Origin of the sequence: Azohydromonas australica DSM 1124, from assembly GCF_000430725.1 — a bacterium.
GTDB lineage: Bacteria > Pseudomonadota > Gammaproteobacteria > Burkholderiales > Burkholderiaceae_C > Azohydromonas > Azohydromonas australica.
In genome coordinates this window covers 1-13911 of the sequence record NZ_AUMO01000124.1, presented here as the reverse complement: position 1 = coordinate 13911, position 13911 = coordinate 1, and the positions used below count along the sequence as shown (strand labels likewise).

The 13911-nt window shown below is 66.3% G+C and carries 14 protein-coding genes and 4 pseudogenes; 7 read left to right on the top strand and 11 right to left on the bottom strand.

The genetic code is table 11. From position 1 onward, the window contains the following. The 6 genes and pseudogenes from H537_RS55765 to H537_RS0117895 all read right to left on the bottom strand — a co-directional run. Positions 1–156 (bottom strand): annotated as a pseudogene (locus H537_RS55765) (oxidoreductase); the annotation flags it as partial. Between the two features lie 19 nt (positions 157–175). Next, positions 176–1039 (bottom strand): carboxylating nicotinate-nucleotide diphosphorylase, encoded by an 864-nt coding sequence (gene nadC / locus H537_RS0117915; RefSeq protein WP_028998954.1) that lies wholly within the window; start codon positions 1037–1039, stop codon positions 176–178. Positions 1040–1049: 10 nt separating this feature from the next. After that, complete coding sequence (locus H537_RS0117910) at positions 1050–1778, bottom strand: sulfite exporter TauE/SafE family protein (protein WP_028998953.1); 729 nt, start codon at positions 1776–1778, stop codon at positions 1050–1052. A gap of 25 nt (positions 1779–1803) precedes the next feature. Beyond that, positions 1804–2784 carry a Bug family tripartite tricarboxylate transporter substrate binding protein gene (locus tag H537_RS0117905; protein ID WP_028998952.1) on the bottom strand — a complete coding sequence of 327 codons (981 nt, stop codon included), beginning with the start codon at positions 2782–2784 and terminating at the stop codon, positions 1804–1806. Positions 2785–2872: 88 nt separating this feature from the next. Next, positions 2873–3865: a PhnD/SsuA/transferrin family substrate-binding protein gene (locus H537_RS0117900; protein WP_028998951.1), complete on the bottom strand. Its 993-nt coding sequence runs from the start codon at positions 3863–3865 to the stop codon at positions 2873–2875. A gap of 79 nt (positions 3866–3944) precedes the next feature. Next, the gene (locus H537_RS0117895; protein WP_028998950.1) at positions 3945–5264 is read right to left on the bottom strand and encodes a Rieske 2Fe-2S domain-containing protein; all 1320 of its coding nucleotides are present in this window, start codon (positions 5262–5264) and stop codon (positions 3945–3947) included. 298 nt (positions 5265–5562) lie between these two features. Between H537_RS0117895 and H537_RS55760 the strand changes: the two genes are divergently transcribed. The 3 genes from H537_RS55760 to H537_RS43930 all read left to right on the top strand — a co-directional run bounded on the left by H537_RS55760 (position 5563) and on the right by H537_RS43930 (position 6890). Continuing rightward, on the top strand, positions 5563–6021 hold the full coding sequence (locus tag H537_RS55760) for an FRG domain-containing protein (RefSeq protein ID WP_238446716.1): 459 nt from the start codon (positions 5563–5565) through the stop codon (positions 6019–6021). A gap of 63 nt (positions 6022–6084) precedes the next feature. Further along, positions 6085–6306, top strand: a complete 222-nt coding sequence (locus H537_RS55755; RefSeq protein ID WP_238446715.1) for a hypothetical protein — start codon at positions 6085–6087, stop codon at positions 6304–6306. Positions 6307–6362: 56 nt separating this feature from the next. Next, a complete protein-coding gene (locus tag H537_RS43930) occupies positions 6363–6890 on the top strand; it encodes a bacteriohemerythrin (protein WP_310733023.1) in 528 nt (175 codons plus the stop codon). A 241-nt stretch (positions 6891–7131) separates the two neighbouring features. Here H537_RS43930 and H537_RS0117880 read toward each other — a convergent pair whose 3' ends face one another. Beyond that, positions 7132–7356 carry a DUF2798 domain-containing protein gene (locus H537_RS0117880; protein ID WP_238446714.1) on the bottom strand — a complete coding sequence of 75 codons (225 nt, stop codon included), beginning with the start codon at positions 7354–7356 and terminating at the stop codon, positions 7132–7134. Positions 7357–7463: 107 nt separating this feature from the next. After that, complete coding sequence (locus tag H537_RS56810) at positions 7464–7610, bottom strand: MFS transporter (protein ID WP_156901802.1); 147 nt, start codon at positions 7608–7610, stop codon at positions 7464–7466. Between the two features lie 62 nt (positions 7611–7672). On the opposite strand from H537_RS56810, the pseudogene H537_RS43920 reads away from it, so the two are divergent. The 3 genes and pseudogenes from H537_RS43920 to H537_RS55750 form a co-directional block, all read left to right on the top strand. Then, positions 7673–8879, top strand: a pseudogene (locus H537_RS43920) (IS3 family transposase). Between the two features lie 72 nt (positions 8880–8951). After that, the gene (locus H537_RS43915; protein ID WP_310733022.1) at positions 8952–9662 is read left to right on the top strand and encodes a 3-hydroxyacyl-CoA dehydrogenase family protein; all 711 of its coding nucleotides are present in this window, start codon (positions 8952–8954) and stop codon (positions 9660–9662) included. Continuing rightward, positions 9662–10009, top strand: a pseudogene (locus H537_RS55750) (enoyl-CoA hydratase-related protein); the annotation flags it as partial. The gene H537_RS43915 and the pseudogene H537_RS55750, both read left to right, overlap by 1 nt. Here the strand turns inward: H537_RS55750 and tnpB are convergent. Both tnpB and tnpA read right to left on the bottom strand, forming a co-directional pair. Continuing rightward, positions 9993–10355, bottom strand: a complete 363-nt coding sequence (gene tnpB, locus H537_RS43910) for an IS66 family insertion sequence element accessory protein TnpB (RefSeq protein ID WP_441293978.1) — start codon at positions 10353–10355, stop codon at positions 9993–9995. The pseudogene H537_RS55750 and the gene tnpB overlap by 17 nt on opposite strands. A gap of 57 nt (positions 10356–10412) precedes the next feature. Beyond that, complete coding sequence (gene tnpA, locus H537_RS0117850) at positions 10413–10832, bottom strand: IS66-like element accessory protein TnpA (RefSeq protein ID WP_028998948.1); 420 nt, start codon at positions 10830–10832, stop codon at positions 10413–10415. A 107-nt stretch (positions 10833–10939) separates the two neighbouring features. On the opposite strand from tnpA, the pseudogene H537_RS43905 reads away from it, so the two are divergent. Further along, positions 10940–11700 (top strand): annotated as a pseudogene (locus H537_RS43905) (acetyl-CoA C-acyltransferase); the annotation flags it as partial. A gap of 110 nt (positions 11701–11810) precedes the next feature. Here the strand turns inward: H537_RS43905 and H537_RS0117835 are convergent. Next, entirely contained in the window at positions 11811–13688 is a 1878-nt protein-coding gene (locus tag H537_RS0117835) for a sigma-54-dependent Fis family transcriptional regulator (RefSeq protein ID WP_028998945.1), read from the bottom strand. Positions 13689–13911 lie beyond the last annotated feature (223 nt).

Genomic DNA, 13911 nt, shown 5'->3' with positions numbered 1-13911 from the left:
CACCTGCACCTTGACATGCGAGCCCGGGGTGAACGGCGGCAGCTCCGAGCCGTCGGGCTGCACCAGCTCGAAGCTGCGGATGCCGTCGGCGGCGTCGGTGATGCGGGCAATGCGCAGCGGCATCTGCGTGTCAGCGTGGGTCTGGATGACGGTCATGGTGGGGCCTCTGGTGGGTTCAGGCAGTGACGATGCGCATGGACAAGTCCACCGCGCGCACGTCCTTGGTGAGCTTGCCGCTGGAGATGCGGTCCACGCCGGTTGCGGCGATGCGGCGGATGGAGTCCAGGTCCACGCCGCCGGAGACCTCCAGCACCGCGCGCCCGGCGTTGAGCGCGCAGGCGCGCTCCATGTCCTCGAATGTGAAGTCGTCCAGCAGCACGTTCTTCGCGCCCGACTCCAGCGCCTGCTGCAGCTCGTCCAGGCTTTCCACCTCGATCTGCACGTCCACGCCGGCGTTCAGCGCGAAGGCGGCTTCCAGCGCCGGGCGGATGCCGCCGGCGGCGGCGATGTGGTTCTCCTTGATCAGGATGCCGTCCCACAGCGCCATGCGGTGGTTGTGGCCGCCGCCCACGCGCACGGCGTACTTCTGCGCCTGGCGCAGACCCGGCAAGGTCTTGCGGGTATCGAGCATCCTGCAGCCGCGCGGGTTCGGCGATATACCGGCGATCGCGTCCACGTACTGCCGCGTGTTGGTGGCCACGGCCGAGAGCGCCTGCAGGAAGTTCAGCGCCGGACGCTCGGCGGACAGCAGCGCCTGCGCATCGCCCGCGATGCGCACCACCACCGTGCCGGGCTGCACCCGTTGGCCTTCCTCCATGGCCCAATCCAGCTGCGCGTCAGGGTCCAGCGCCTTCACGCAGGCATCGAACCAGGGGCGCCCGGCAATCACCGCCGCTTCCTTGGCCACGACTTGCGCCTGCACGCGGTGGCCCGCGGGCACGAGTTGCGCGGTCCAGTCCCCGCGGCCGATGTCTTCCATCAGCGCGTCGCGCACGTTGCGCTGCAGTGCCGCGTCGAGAGTCTCGTTGGCATCAAACATTTCAGGGTTCCTATTTGAGGGCCAGCACGACGGCCACCGCGGCCAGAAAGACCAGCAGCACGCGCCGAAACCATGTTTCGCTCAGATGGGAGCGCAGCCGCTTGCCCAGCGTCAGGCCGCAGGCCACGGGCACCAGGGCCAGCGTGGACAGCGTCAGGTCCGCGCCGCCAAGGCGTCCGTGCGCGGCCATCGAGGCGTACAACGGGATGGCTGATCCCAGGTAGATCAGGCTGATGCTGCCGATGAAGGCTTCACGCGGCAGCCGCAGGTTCGCCAGGTAGCTGATGATCAGCGGCCCGGTGAGCGAGGACACGCCACCCATCGCGCCGGAGAGCGCACCGATGCCGGCGCTCCACCAACGCTCGCGTGCCGCCGGCACATGCAGCCGCAGTGGCAGGCACAGCAGCACCACGGCCAACAGCACGACCGCGCCCAGCACGGCGTTGAGCGTGCTTGGCGACAGCGCCAGCGTCATCGGCACCGTCAACAGCGTGGCCACGAGCTGCGTGGCTATCAGTGGCAGAAAGCGGCGCAGGCCGTGCAGGTTCCCGTGGTCGATCGCCTGCCAGGCGTTGGACACCAGCACCGGCATGGCCACCAGCGCAATGGCTTGCGTGGCCGGGATGAACAGCGACAGCAGCGGCACGGCCACCAGCGGCAGCCCGATGCCCAGGGTGCCCTTGACCGTGCCACCGGCCAGGAACACCGCCGCTGCCATCACCATCTCCAGCACCGTCATGCCGTCCACTCCGCCGCGTTGAGGATTACTCGGGCTTCAGGTTGGCGCGCCTGGCCGCCGCCGTCAGGCGGGTGCCTTCGCTCTTGAGCGCGCTGGCGAGCTGCTCGGCCGAGCCTCCCACGGGATCCACGCCGGCGGCCTGCAGCTGCTCGATGACGTCCGGCTGCTTCACGACCTTGGCAATCTCGGCCGCGATGCGATCGACGATGTCCTTGGGCGTACCCGCGCGAGCCAGCACCGCCACGTTGAAGGCGAAATCGAAGCCCGGGGCCTTCTCTGCCAGCGCCGGTACATCGGGCGCCAGGGGTGAACGCTTGAGCGAGTTGATGGCGATCAGCCGGGCCTTGTCCGACTTGACGAAGCCCATCAACGAGGGCGGCGACGCGAACACCATGTCCACCTCCCCGCCGATCATGGCAGGCACCGAGTTGGCGCTGCCCTTGAACGGGATGTGAGTGATTTCCAGGCCCAGTGCCTCCTTCATGGCCTCGGCCGTGAGGTGGTGGATGCCGCCGATGCCCGAGGAGCCGTAGTTGAGCTTGCCCGGCTTGGCCTTGGCCAGCGCGATGAACTCGTCCAGCGTCTTGGCCGGCACACTGGCGTTCACGGCGAGGAACAGCGGCGCCTTGCCCACGAGTGACACCGGCGCGAAGTCCTTGTCGACGTTGTAGGTGACGCTCTTGTTGATCAACGGCGAGATCGTCAGCAGCGGGCCGTCGGTGAGCAGCAGGTTGTAGCCATCAGCAGGCGACTGCGTGATGACGGACGCGGAGATCGACCCCCCGGCGCCCGGCTTGTTCTCCACGAACACGGTCTGGCCCAGCGCCTTGGACAGGTGCGGTGAAAGGGCGCGCGCCACCGTGTCGGGCAGCCCGCCAGGCGAGTAGGGCACGATCAGCCGGATCGGCTTGGAGGGGTAGGTCTGTGCCAACACCGGCGACAGCGCCGTGCAGGCCAACAATGCCACGGCGGTGCCTGCCAGCTTGCGGCAAAACATGCGTCTCATGAGGAATCTCCTTTGGAAAGCCGCCGCGCAGGCGTACAGCTGATTCGATGGCCGTGCGCTGCAAGAGCGACGGAGAACCGGGCATCTTTCAGATGCTGTAAGTCTCGTAGGTGGCCGGATGGAAGAGCTCTTCCACGGCCATCAGCCGCGCCGACAGGCCCTGCGCGTGGTGGTGGCGCACGAAGGTCTCCAGCGTCCTGCGCGCCGGCGCTACGCCATAGGACCAGTAGTCCTCGCCCATGGCTTCGCGGGCGGCCTTGAGCTGCTCCTCCACAAAGGGCAGCGTGACCTTGGTCGCGGAGGTGTCGGACAGCAGCTCCAGCGCGGCGACCTTGGACTGCGAGAAAGCCTTGAACACCGCGCCGGGCAGCCATGGATGCGCCGCGGCCAGCTCCTTGCGGATGCCCACGACGTGCATGATCGGAAACACGCCCGTGCGCTGGTAGTAATCCTTGGCCACCGCCGTCGGATCGTCAAAGAGCCAGCCGACGTTCGGGTTGCGCTTGAGGATGTGGGCGCTGGGCGGGCGCGGGCCGATGAAGCCGTCGATCTCGCCCCGGTCGAGCAGCTCGGAGATGGTGGTGCCCGCGGGCGCCTCCTCGATGCGCACGCCGGGCGGCAGTTGCAGCTTGATCTTCTCCGGGCGGCCAGGCGTGTCGATGCCGCCGCGCACCCAGGTCACGTCCTCGGGAGCCACGCCGAAATCATCCTGCAGGATCGAGCGCGCCCAGACGTTGGCCGTGAGCTGGTACTCCGGCAGTCCCACGCGCTTGCCCTTGAGATCCTCGGGCCGCGTGATGCGGTCCTTGCGTACGTAGATCGAGGTGTGGCGGAAGGCCCGCGAGAGGAACACCGGTACCGCGATGTAGGGGCACTCGCCCTTGGAATGCTTGACCAGGTAGCTGGAGAAGCTCAACTCGGCGATGTCGAAATCCTGGCTGCGCATGGCGCGGAAGAACATTTCCTCCGGATTGAGCAGCATGAAAACGGGGTCCACCCCGTCAATCTGCACGCGGCCGTCGAAGAGGGCACGCGTGCGGTCGTAGTCGCCCATGGCGACGGAGAGTTGAAGCTTGGACATGAGGAAAGCAGGCTGTGAGGTGGGCCGTGGCCGGACGCGGGGGGTGTGCGGCCATTCGTGGGGAGAAGGGCCGGGCTGTTCAGGCCTTGACCGAGTACGACGGCTCCATCTCCGAGCGCTCCAGGCCGTCGGCCCAGACCGGCCTGATCTCGAAGGAACGCCAGTCCGTGGTCTTGGGCACGATGGCCTGGAAGGCGCAGACCTCGTGAGGGATGGCCTTTTCGCCGCTGCCAATGGCGGCCTCGCCGTTCTGGAAGGCCCGCACCGCCTCGAGCATCTGCTTGCGGAACTCGACAATGGCCAGGTCGCTGGCGCCCAGCCGATCGTGCGTGCGATCGGCGATCGGGCCCATCGTGACCCACATCGCCACGTCCTGGTTGGGGAAACCCGTGATGCCGGTGAAGTTGCCCGCCTTCATCGCCTGGCGGTCCTGCCAGAAGCGGTTGTCCTGGTTGCGCAGCGGCCGGTAGTACTCGTCCAGGTCGACCCCCACCGTCTGGCGCAGGAACTTGCGCCAGGTCTCGGTCTCGGGCGTCTGCGACGGATGGCCCCAGGCGATGAAGTAGAAGGCCGTGCTCGTGTCGTCACAAGGCACGTTGATGTTGGCGACGTTGTAGAGGTTGTTGGGCGGGATCAGCGCCGTCGCCGGCGCCACGAACACCGTCGAGCGCACGTAGTCGTGCGTCGCGGCGTCCTTGATGGGGCGGCGGATGGCGGCATAGCGGAAGCCGTAGTCACCGCGCTGCACCTGCATGCGCGGCGCCTTGTCGGTGGACGGGCGCAGCCAGGTGTTGGCCGTGGCCTTGGCGCTGTCCACGCGCGCAGGGACCATGTCCGAGCTGTGCAGGCTGGAACTGTGTGCGGAGTCGATGGCGCCTTCGAGGATCTGCGCCCAGTTGCAAGGCAGGATGGCCTTGGCGATCGACACCCGGGCTTCAGCGGTGGGCGCCCAGCGCGGCGGCTCGAACTCCGGCACCGCGTCCTGCGGGCCCATGTACGCCCACACCATGCCACCCCATTCCTGCACCGGGTAGGCCTTGTGCTTGACCTTCTCGGCCATGCCGCTGGCCGCCGGCTCCGACACCATCTCCAGCACGTTGCCTTCGACGTCCATCTTCCAGCCGTGGTAGAGGCAGCGCAGGCCGCCTTCCTCGTTGCGCCCATACACGAGCGAGGCCCGGCGGTGCGGGCAGTACTCGTCCATCACGCCCACGCGGCCATCGCTGTCGCGAAACACCACCAGATCCTCGCCGAACACGCGAGCCTTCACGGGCGTACCGTCGGGTTCCGACACCTCCTCGATCAGGCACACCGGCGTCCAGTGCCGGCGCATGAGCTGGCCCATGGGGGCTTCGCCCTCGACGCGGCACAGCAGTTCGTTCTCTTCGCGGGTCAACATGGAAAGGCTCCTAAGTAAGGAAAGTGACTTCTGTTCTAGTGACTTAGCCTTGCGATAGCGCAAATGCTTAGATGACTAAATTTATTCTAGATCAAGGACGAAGCCTTTGGAACACTGTCTATCTAGAACAAACCCTTGGATGCCGGCTGCATGTTGTCGTGACCCGGCCTATCGTTGACACCCTTTGGACAACCTTGCGGATCTAGAAGATCGAGATCCACCTGAATTCCCGGGCCGACTTCGTGGCGCGGGCCGAAGAGCTCGATGGCGGGGCCTTTCTAGGCCAGCAGCGGTCGGCGTGGCCCTTGGCGAGCTCCCTCACGCGCTGGCTCTCGCGTTCTGTCCGGACACGTCGCTGTGGCCGCTGCGCGAGGAGCGCGCCATACGGATCTTTCGCCGCAAGGCCAACATCCATCTGCCCGAGCGCGGCTTGCTGGAAGACGAGTTACGCTGCCTGGCACTGATGCAACACCACGGCGCACCGACACGGCTGCTCGACTTCACGAAGTCGCCCTACGTGGCGGCCTTCTTCGCTCTGGAGCGGGCAACCGAGGACGTAGCCGTCTATGCCCTCAACACGCCGGCGCTGTGGGACGCGGCGCCGCGCTTCGATTCCGGGCTGACCCGTGACGTGGTCGATCCGCGGCTGCCTGGCGTCTACCAGCGGCTCTACGCCGTGAACCGGCTCCCGGTGCTGTGGTTTGCGAGCCCTTGGAAATGGATGCGCGGCTGGTGGCGCAATCAGAACTGTTCGTGATTCCCGGCGTGCTCGACCAGCCGCTCGAGGCCATCCTGGAGCACTATCGCCGACAGCGCCCACATGCTCACGAAGTTCGTCCTGCCCGCCCGCCCGCCCGCGCGCGAGCAAGCCATGCGCGCGCTCTACCGCATGAACATCACCAGCGCCACGCTGTTTCCGGACCTCGACGGCCTGGCCCGGTCCATGGGCTACGAGCTGGAGGTGGTGTGGGAGGGCATCGTGCGGGACTACCGCCACCGTGTCGAGATCAAGGGCGGCCCTGGGGGCGGAGAAAGACCATGACGGAGCGCGGGCAAAATTCAAATTATTAGGTTGCTAAGATAAAATTCCGGCCTGGGTTGCAGAACGTCCTGCTGCCTCGCCAGGGAAAAGCCGCCATGCATACCGAACACGACAGCGAAGCGATGGTCTGGAGCGATGCCTTCGTGCTGGGCTTCGGCCCGATGGACGACGTCCATCATGAGTTCGTGGACATCGTGGGTGCGATGCAGCAGGCAAGGGACGAGGAACTCGCAGGATTGCTGGACGCCTTCGCCATCCATGCGCAGGCGCATTTCGACGCCGAAAACACCTGGATGGTCGAAACGGACTTCCCTGCGCGCGAGTGCCATATCGACGAGCACGCTGCGGTCATGCGCTCGGTCCATCAGGTGCGTGAACGCCTGGAGCGGGGCGACTACGCCGTAGTCCGGCGACTGGCCAGCGAGCTGGCATCCTGGTTCCCTGGGCATGCCGACTATCTGGACTCCGCGCTTGCGCACTGGATGTGCAAGCGCCGCCTGGGCGGCAAGCCGGTGATCCTGCGGCGCGACATCAAGCCAGCAGTGCTGCGCGACGGCACCAACCTCGCAGTCCCCAGCGTCTGAAGTGGTCCGGGCGCCGGCTGGGCGCTGCGGGTGGTGCCCTACATCAAGTGTGCCGGCGTTCAAAGGCGGTCGCGCGGCTCCTCGAGCGTCTCGAGCAAGGCTCGATCACCGGTTGTCGAGCCTAGTGAAAAGGCACTAACGAACTTGAACCTGCTTGCTCTCAACCGTGCCCGTCTTCCGAGGGAAGATTGTCTGGAGACGTCCAAGTTCGTTGATGCCGGCTCAATAATGGGCGTTGTCTTCAGCGCTTGCGAGCCGGAGCAGGCGGCGGCGTAACGGTCCAGGCGACCAATCGAACCACCAGCGGGCGGGCTGCCATCACGCCGAGGAAGCCCACCGGCAGAGCCAGCCCGTAGGCCTTGAGCACGCGCAGCAGGTAGCCGTCGCCCAGACCGGTGTTGATGGCAGTGAGTGCCAGGCTCATCAGGAAAGCCACGATGCCGGCCATGTAGAACGAAAATGCCACGGGCGCCAGGCGGCTTGGCAGGCGCCAGGAGCCGCGAGAAGGCGTGTCGGAGGAGTGTTGCATAGCCATTGCGCCGTTATAGCCGGCCTGCGCATTCCCGCGCAGGTTCAGGGAAGTGGCGAACCGGTGCCGATGAGCCGTCGCACCAAGGGAGAGTTGCTTCCAAGATGGAACGAGACCATTTGCGCTCGCAACTTCCTGTCGGCAACGGTGAAGCGCTGCAAACGGCGAAGGTGCTCGGTCCATTTTTCCAAAACCGTTCACGATGACCTTGCCCCCGAAAACCGTAGCTTTTAACTGATGGTCAAATCAGAGGATGGAGCTACTGGATGAAGATAAGCAGACCCGCGCCAGGTACACGCTGGAGTTCAAGCTGGAGGCGGTGAGGCTGGTCAATGAGGGGCAGCCGGCGCCGGTGACGGCGAAGGTTCTGGGGATACCGAAGGCGACGCTGGGGCAACTGGGTTCGTGAGCCGGCCAAGGGGACGCTGAAGGGTGCCGGGGACAAGCCGGTGACGGCCGAGCAGATGGAAATCGCATGGCTGAGGGCCGAGCTCGCGCGCGTGAAGATGGAGCGCGATATCTTGGAAAAAGCGACGGCGTACTTCGCAATGGTGCGGGGGTGAAGTACGCCTGGATCGAGCGTCACGGCCAGCAATGGCCGCTATCGCTGACCTGCGAGGTGCTGCGCGTGAGCGTCAGCGGGTACCTGGAACATCGACGCCGGCGCGACGCGCGCAAGCCCAGCCGGCCGGGGTCGGGGCGGCTCAGCGACGAGGTCCTGCTGGTGCACATGCGTGCCATCCATGCCGAGATGCGCCAGGAGTACGGTTGGCCGCGGATGTGGAAGGAGTTGCTGGCGCGGGGGTACCGCGTGGGCAAGGAGCGTGTGCGCCGCCTCATGAGCCGGCACGGCATTAGGGCTCGCGGCAGGCGCAAGTACGTCGTCACCACCGACAGCCGACACCACCTGCCGGTGGCACCGGACCTGTTGCAGCGCGACTTCAGCCCAACGGCACCGAACCAGGTATGGACCAGTGACATCACTTGCATCCCTACGGACGAGGGCTGGCTGTACCTGGCTGCCGTCCTGGACCTGCATAGCCGCCAAGTGGTGGGCTGGAGCATGAAGCCCCACATGCAGACCAGCCTGGTGACGGATGCGCTGCGCATGGCCTGGTTCCGGCGCCGTCCCGAGCCTGGACTGATCTTCCATTCCGATAGAGGTAGCCAGTACTGCAGCCATGAGTTCCAGCATGCCCTGCAAGGCTACGCCATGCGCTCATCGATGAGCCGCAAGGGAAATTGCTGGGACAATTCCCCGACACGAAAGCTTGTGGTCTCGGCTCAAGGTAGGCAGACTCCACGGCCGCAAGTTCGCTACGCTGCGGCAGGCGATGGATGAGGTCGTTGACTGGTTGACCTTCTATAACTACCGACGTCTGCATTCCTCGCTGGGCTACCTGAGCCCTATGCAGTACGAGCAGCGCTGGCATGCGGCACAGCACAAAAACGCCGCATAGAACGAGGGCTAAGAGCTACGGGAAACAGGGGCAAGGTCAAATTTCCAAGACAAGCGCTTTGTGCCGTCGCTCGTGCAGCGAGAGCTGGTGGAGGGGGAGCTGCTTGGGCGCAAGACTGGGCGTGGCTTCTACGACTACACGCCCGGTGCAGCCAACCCCGCGGTGCCCGAGCACGAGCCAGTGCCGTTGCCCGAAGGCGAGTTGCTGCGCGTGCACGGCCGCGGCGCAGTAGCTGAGCGGCTATGCCAGCTACTGGCTCGCGCCTACCGGCCATCCCAGCGCCGCACCGACAGCGACTGGTCGGGGCTGGAAGTGCACGGCGCGCAGCTTCGCCCCACCGATGGACGCCCGGCGACACAGCTGGGTGCGGATGTGGCAGTGTTTGACCTGCCGCTGAGCGATGCGCCTGGCGCCGTGCTGGCCTTGGCCGTGTCGGAGAGGGCGTCGGCGGCCTGGGCCGAGGCGTTGGGGCAGTGGCTGCACGCGCTGGGCTGGAATGCGCAACGCATCGCCGACGCGCTGGGCTTGGTGGTGGCCCGCACCATCGCCATGCTGATCAACGAAGCCGCAGACGCGGTGCACCAAGGCGTGTGCGATGAAGGCGCTGCCGACGCGGCCATGAAGCTGGGCGTGAACTACCCGCAAGGGCCCTTTGAATGGCTTGCAGGGTGGAGCGCCGTTGGCGTGGTCCGCCTGCTGGACTCGCTCGATGCCCACTACCGCGGCGAGCGCTACCGCGTCAGCCCGGCGTTGCGCCGACGCGCTTGGAAGGAGAACGCGTGATGGCCCGTCGCATCAACATCGCCACAAACCTGCATGCCGACATCGCCGACGACGGAGTGGCCGAGCTTGTCTTCGGCCCACAGGGCGGCATGCCCGCCACCGATGCTGCGGGCTACGCGGCCCTGGGCAGTGTCTGGGCCCGGCTGGCCGACGAGCCCAGGGTGCGCTGCATCCTCGTGCGAAGCCTGGGTAAAGGTTTTTGTGCCGGCGGCACGCTCGACATGGTGCAGGCCATGGTCGGCAGCGAGGCGGCGCGCCTGCGTGTGATGCGCGAGGGGCGCGCCATCCTGCAAGGCATGATCGACTGCGACCTGCCCATCGTCTCTGCCCTCAACGGCGCGGCGGTGGGTGTGGGTGCGGCCGTGGCGCTGCTGGCTGACGTATCCATCGCCGGGCACCGTGCCAAGACCATCGACGGCCACACGTGTGTGTGCGCACCGGCATGCGCCAGTCGATACCCTCCAGCAGCATCGACAGCTGCGCCGGCGTCAGCGAGACGCTGCCCGAGGTCGCCTGGGGCCAGACGAAGCGCCCGCGTTCGAGCCGCTTGGACAGCAGCATCAGGCCCTGGCCGTCGAACCACAGAACCTTCAGGATGTCGCCGCGTCGCCCGCGAAAGACGAAGACGTGGCCCTCGAACGGGTTCCTCGCCAGCGCGGTCTGCACCATCGCCGCCAGGCCGTCGAAGCCCAAGCGCCCAGTCCGTGTGGCCCGCCACCAGCCACACGCGCGTCCCGGCGGGCAGTCCGATCACCGCAGCTCCAGCAGCGCCTGCAACACGCAGCGCACACTGGCCTCGTCCACCGTGCCGCGCAGCCGCACGAGCGCCGCACCGATCTCGACCTCGATGACGCCCGTACCCGCGCGCCGCGGCGTTGGCGTTGCCGGAGCACAGGCGCTCGGCGCCGCCGGTGCGACGACCGGCTCTTCCACCGTCACGGGCAACAGCACCGCTGCCGGCTCGGCGTCGGTGGGTAGCTGGCCCGCGGCCTGTAGTTGCTCCAGGTGCAGCCGCCGCCAGTTGAAGAGCAGGTTGGCGTTGATGCCGTGCTCCTGCGCCAGGGCAGCCACCGACGCCCCGGGCTCCAGGCTGCGCTCGACCAGCTCGCGCTTGAGCGCCGCGCTGTGCCGCCGCCGCGTGGCCTTATCCGTGATGACTCGCTTGTCCATGTGTGCATTACCTCCATCGTGCACACCTACGCAAGCGAGCACGCGTCCCGGCGATGCAGCTCAGGACGGGCTGCTCTGCCTATAGGGCCAGGACGCCACGCTTACGGCGCTTCGTCAACCGGCTCATGAAGGAGCGCTATGGCGTGGACTCCATGCCCGAGACGGCGGAGAGCGTGGCGCAGCAGTTCGGCATCAGCCGCGAGGACCAGGACCGCATGGCGGTGGCCAGTCAGATCAAGACCGTAGCGGCGCAGAAGTCAGGCTTTTTCGCCAACGAGATCGTGCCTGTCACGATCCTGCAGAAGAAGGGCGAGGCGCTGGTCGTGAACAAGGACGAGCACCCGCGCCAGACCTCGCTGGAGGCGCTGGCCAAACTCAAGGGTGTGGTGCGTTCCGACGGCACGGTGACGGCGGGCAACACATCGGGCGTCAACGACGGCGCCTGGCGCTGATCGTAGCGTCCGAAGCGGCCGCGGCACGTCATGGTCTGAGGCCACGGGCGCGCGTCGTGGGCATGGCTACCGCCGGTGTCGAGCCGCGCATCATGGGGATCGGTCCGGCGCCGGCCACGCGGAAGGTGTTGGCGCTTACCGGCCTGACGCTTGCGCAGATGAACGTCATCGAGCTCAACGAGGCGTTCGCAGCGCAGGGGCTGGCCGTGCTGCGCGATCTGGGTTTGCGCGATGATGACCCGCGGGTCAATGCATGGGGCGGCGCCATTGCGCTGGGCCACCCGCTGGGCGCCAGCGGCGCGCGGTTGATCACCACGGCCGTCGATCAGCTTCAGCGCAGCGACGGGCGCTTTGCATTGTGCGCCATGTGCATCGGCGTGGGCCAGGGCATCGCGGTCGTCATCGAGCGGGTTTAGGCTAGGCGGGCGGACGGCACCGGTGATGCGCAGCCGCTCGCCCAGGCGATAGTGCCGTGCGATTGCCGTGAGCCGGCGGCAGGGGACTATCACGGCTGGTGCCCTGTAGCTTACTTTGCGAGCCTGCGGTACAGGGTGGCTCTACCGATTCCCAACAACTTTGCGGCGGCCGTCACGTTGCCGTGCGCCTGCCGCAGCGCAGCCTCGATGGCAAGCTGCTCCGTAGCCTTCAAACTCCCAGCCGGGCTACCAATGACTGCCGGGCGAGCGGGTGCTGCCTGCAGGGTGGCAAAGTGGCTTTCGTTCAGCGGTTCATCGTCATCGGCCAGCGCCAGTGACAGCCGCAGCGCGTGCCGGAGTTGCCGGACGTTGCCGGGCCAAGGCAAATCCTTGAGCCACGAACGCAGGGCGTTGCCGATGCGCCCGGGATCACTGCCCAACTGCATACACAGCGCGTCCAGCACCGCGTCGAAATCGGTGCGCTCGCGCAGAGCGGGCACGGTCAAGACATAGGCGGCCAGCCGGTAGTAGAGGTCTTCCCTGAACCGGCCTGCGGCGACCAGTGCGGGTAGATCTCGATGGGTGGCGCAGACGAAGCGCACGTCCACCGGCGTAGGTTGGATCGCCCCGACAGGAACGACTTCACCGCTGTCGAGCACCCGCAGTAGCGCCACCTGCAGGTCGAGCGGCATCTCACCGATCTCGTCCAGCAATACTGTCCCACCGTGGGCGATGGCGATCTTGCCCACGGCGCCGCCGCGGCGTGCGCCGGTATAGGCGCCTTCCTCGTGGCCGAACAACTCCGAGGCGATCAGCTCCGGGGCGATAGCCCCGCAATTGATGGCCATGAACGGCCCTTGCGACCGTCGGCTGGCCTGATGCAGAGTCCGTGCCGCGACCTCCTTGCCAACACCCGTTTCACCGGTGACCAGCACAGGCAAGCCTGCGTCGAAAGCGCGGCGCGCACGTTCCAGCGATGCGCGCAACACGGGATCCTCCGCGCTGCTTGAAGCCGGCCCTGCCGTGTCGACAACCTTCAGGGCGCACAGCGGGTGTACGGCACCGGGGCATTGGTGCTTGCTGACGCGCACACGCACGCCATCTTGCAAGTGCACGTGCAGATCTGCCTTGCTGCGACGCAGTGCCGACACGATCGAGCTGAAGCGGTCCGCGAAGAGGTCCTCGAAGCGCAATTCTTCCGCGACATGCGGGCGACCGAGCAACCGGCACGCTTCACGGCTGGTGGCCAGCCAACGGCCGTCTTGGTCAAAGGCCAAACTGCAGTCCTGCAGTGCTTCGTCTGCTTCCAGCGTGATACGGACGAAGGCAGGCTCGCGCTCGAACAGGCTGCGCTCGATGCGCTGGGCGCAACGCAGTGTCAGGTTCATGGCGCTGGCCGCCAAGCCAGGCGTGTCGCGCGAGATGTCGACGGCGGCCATGATATGGCCGCGTGCATCGAACACCGGCGCCGCACAGCAATGGAAGATCTGGTTGTCTGCGAAGTAGTGTTCCGGCCCCATGACCCAGGATGCCCGATGCTCGGCCAGGGCCAACGCCATGGCCGTGGTGCCCGTCACGGCCTCGGACAGGTCCACGCCTGGACGAAATGCCTCGCGCAGCGGTCTGCTTCGTTGACCGATATCACCAGCCACTGCAAGCGCGCATCCATGCGCATCCGTAAGCAGCACCGCATAGCCGGCGGTGGACACTGCACTTGCTAAATCGGTCAGGGCTGGTTGCGCTGCATCGAGCAATGCTCGCCGCTGCTGGAGCAGGTTCGCAAGAGCCTTTGGCTCGACAGCTTCGAAGACGACCTGCTCGTCGACAGACCGCCCAAGGTCGCCGCAGCGGTTCCACGACCGCAGCAAGGCTTGGTCGATCTGGCTCTCCTGTGGAAGCCTGCCTTCGCCGAAGAATAAGCGCCTTGCTTTCCAGATGCGCTCGGGAACGTAGCGAAAGCCGGGAACGGGCTTCGTTTCAGCGTTCATGGGGAGACAGGTTGGCTGGTGGGGAACTCGAATGTTGCGGCTCACGGCGTCTCGTTTTGAGACGCGCCGGTCTCTGACCGAGACGGGAGAGACAACGAAGATGCAGTTTAGTGCCTCACTTCTTGAGGTGACCTTGCCCCTGTTTCCCGTAGTTCTTAGCCCTCGTTCTATGCGGCGTTCTTGTGCTGTGCCGCATGCCAGCGTTGCTCGTACTGCATAGGGC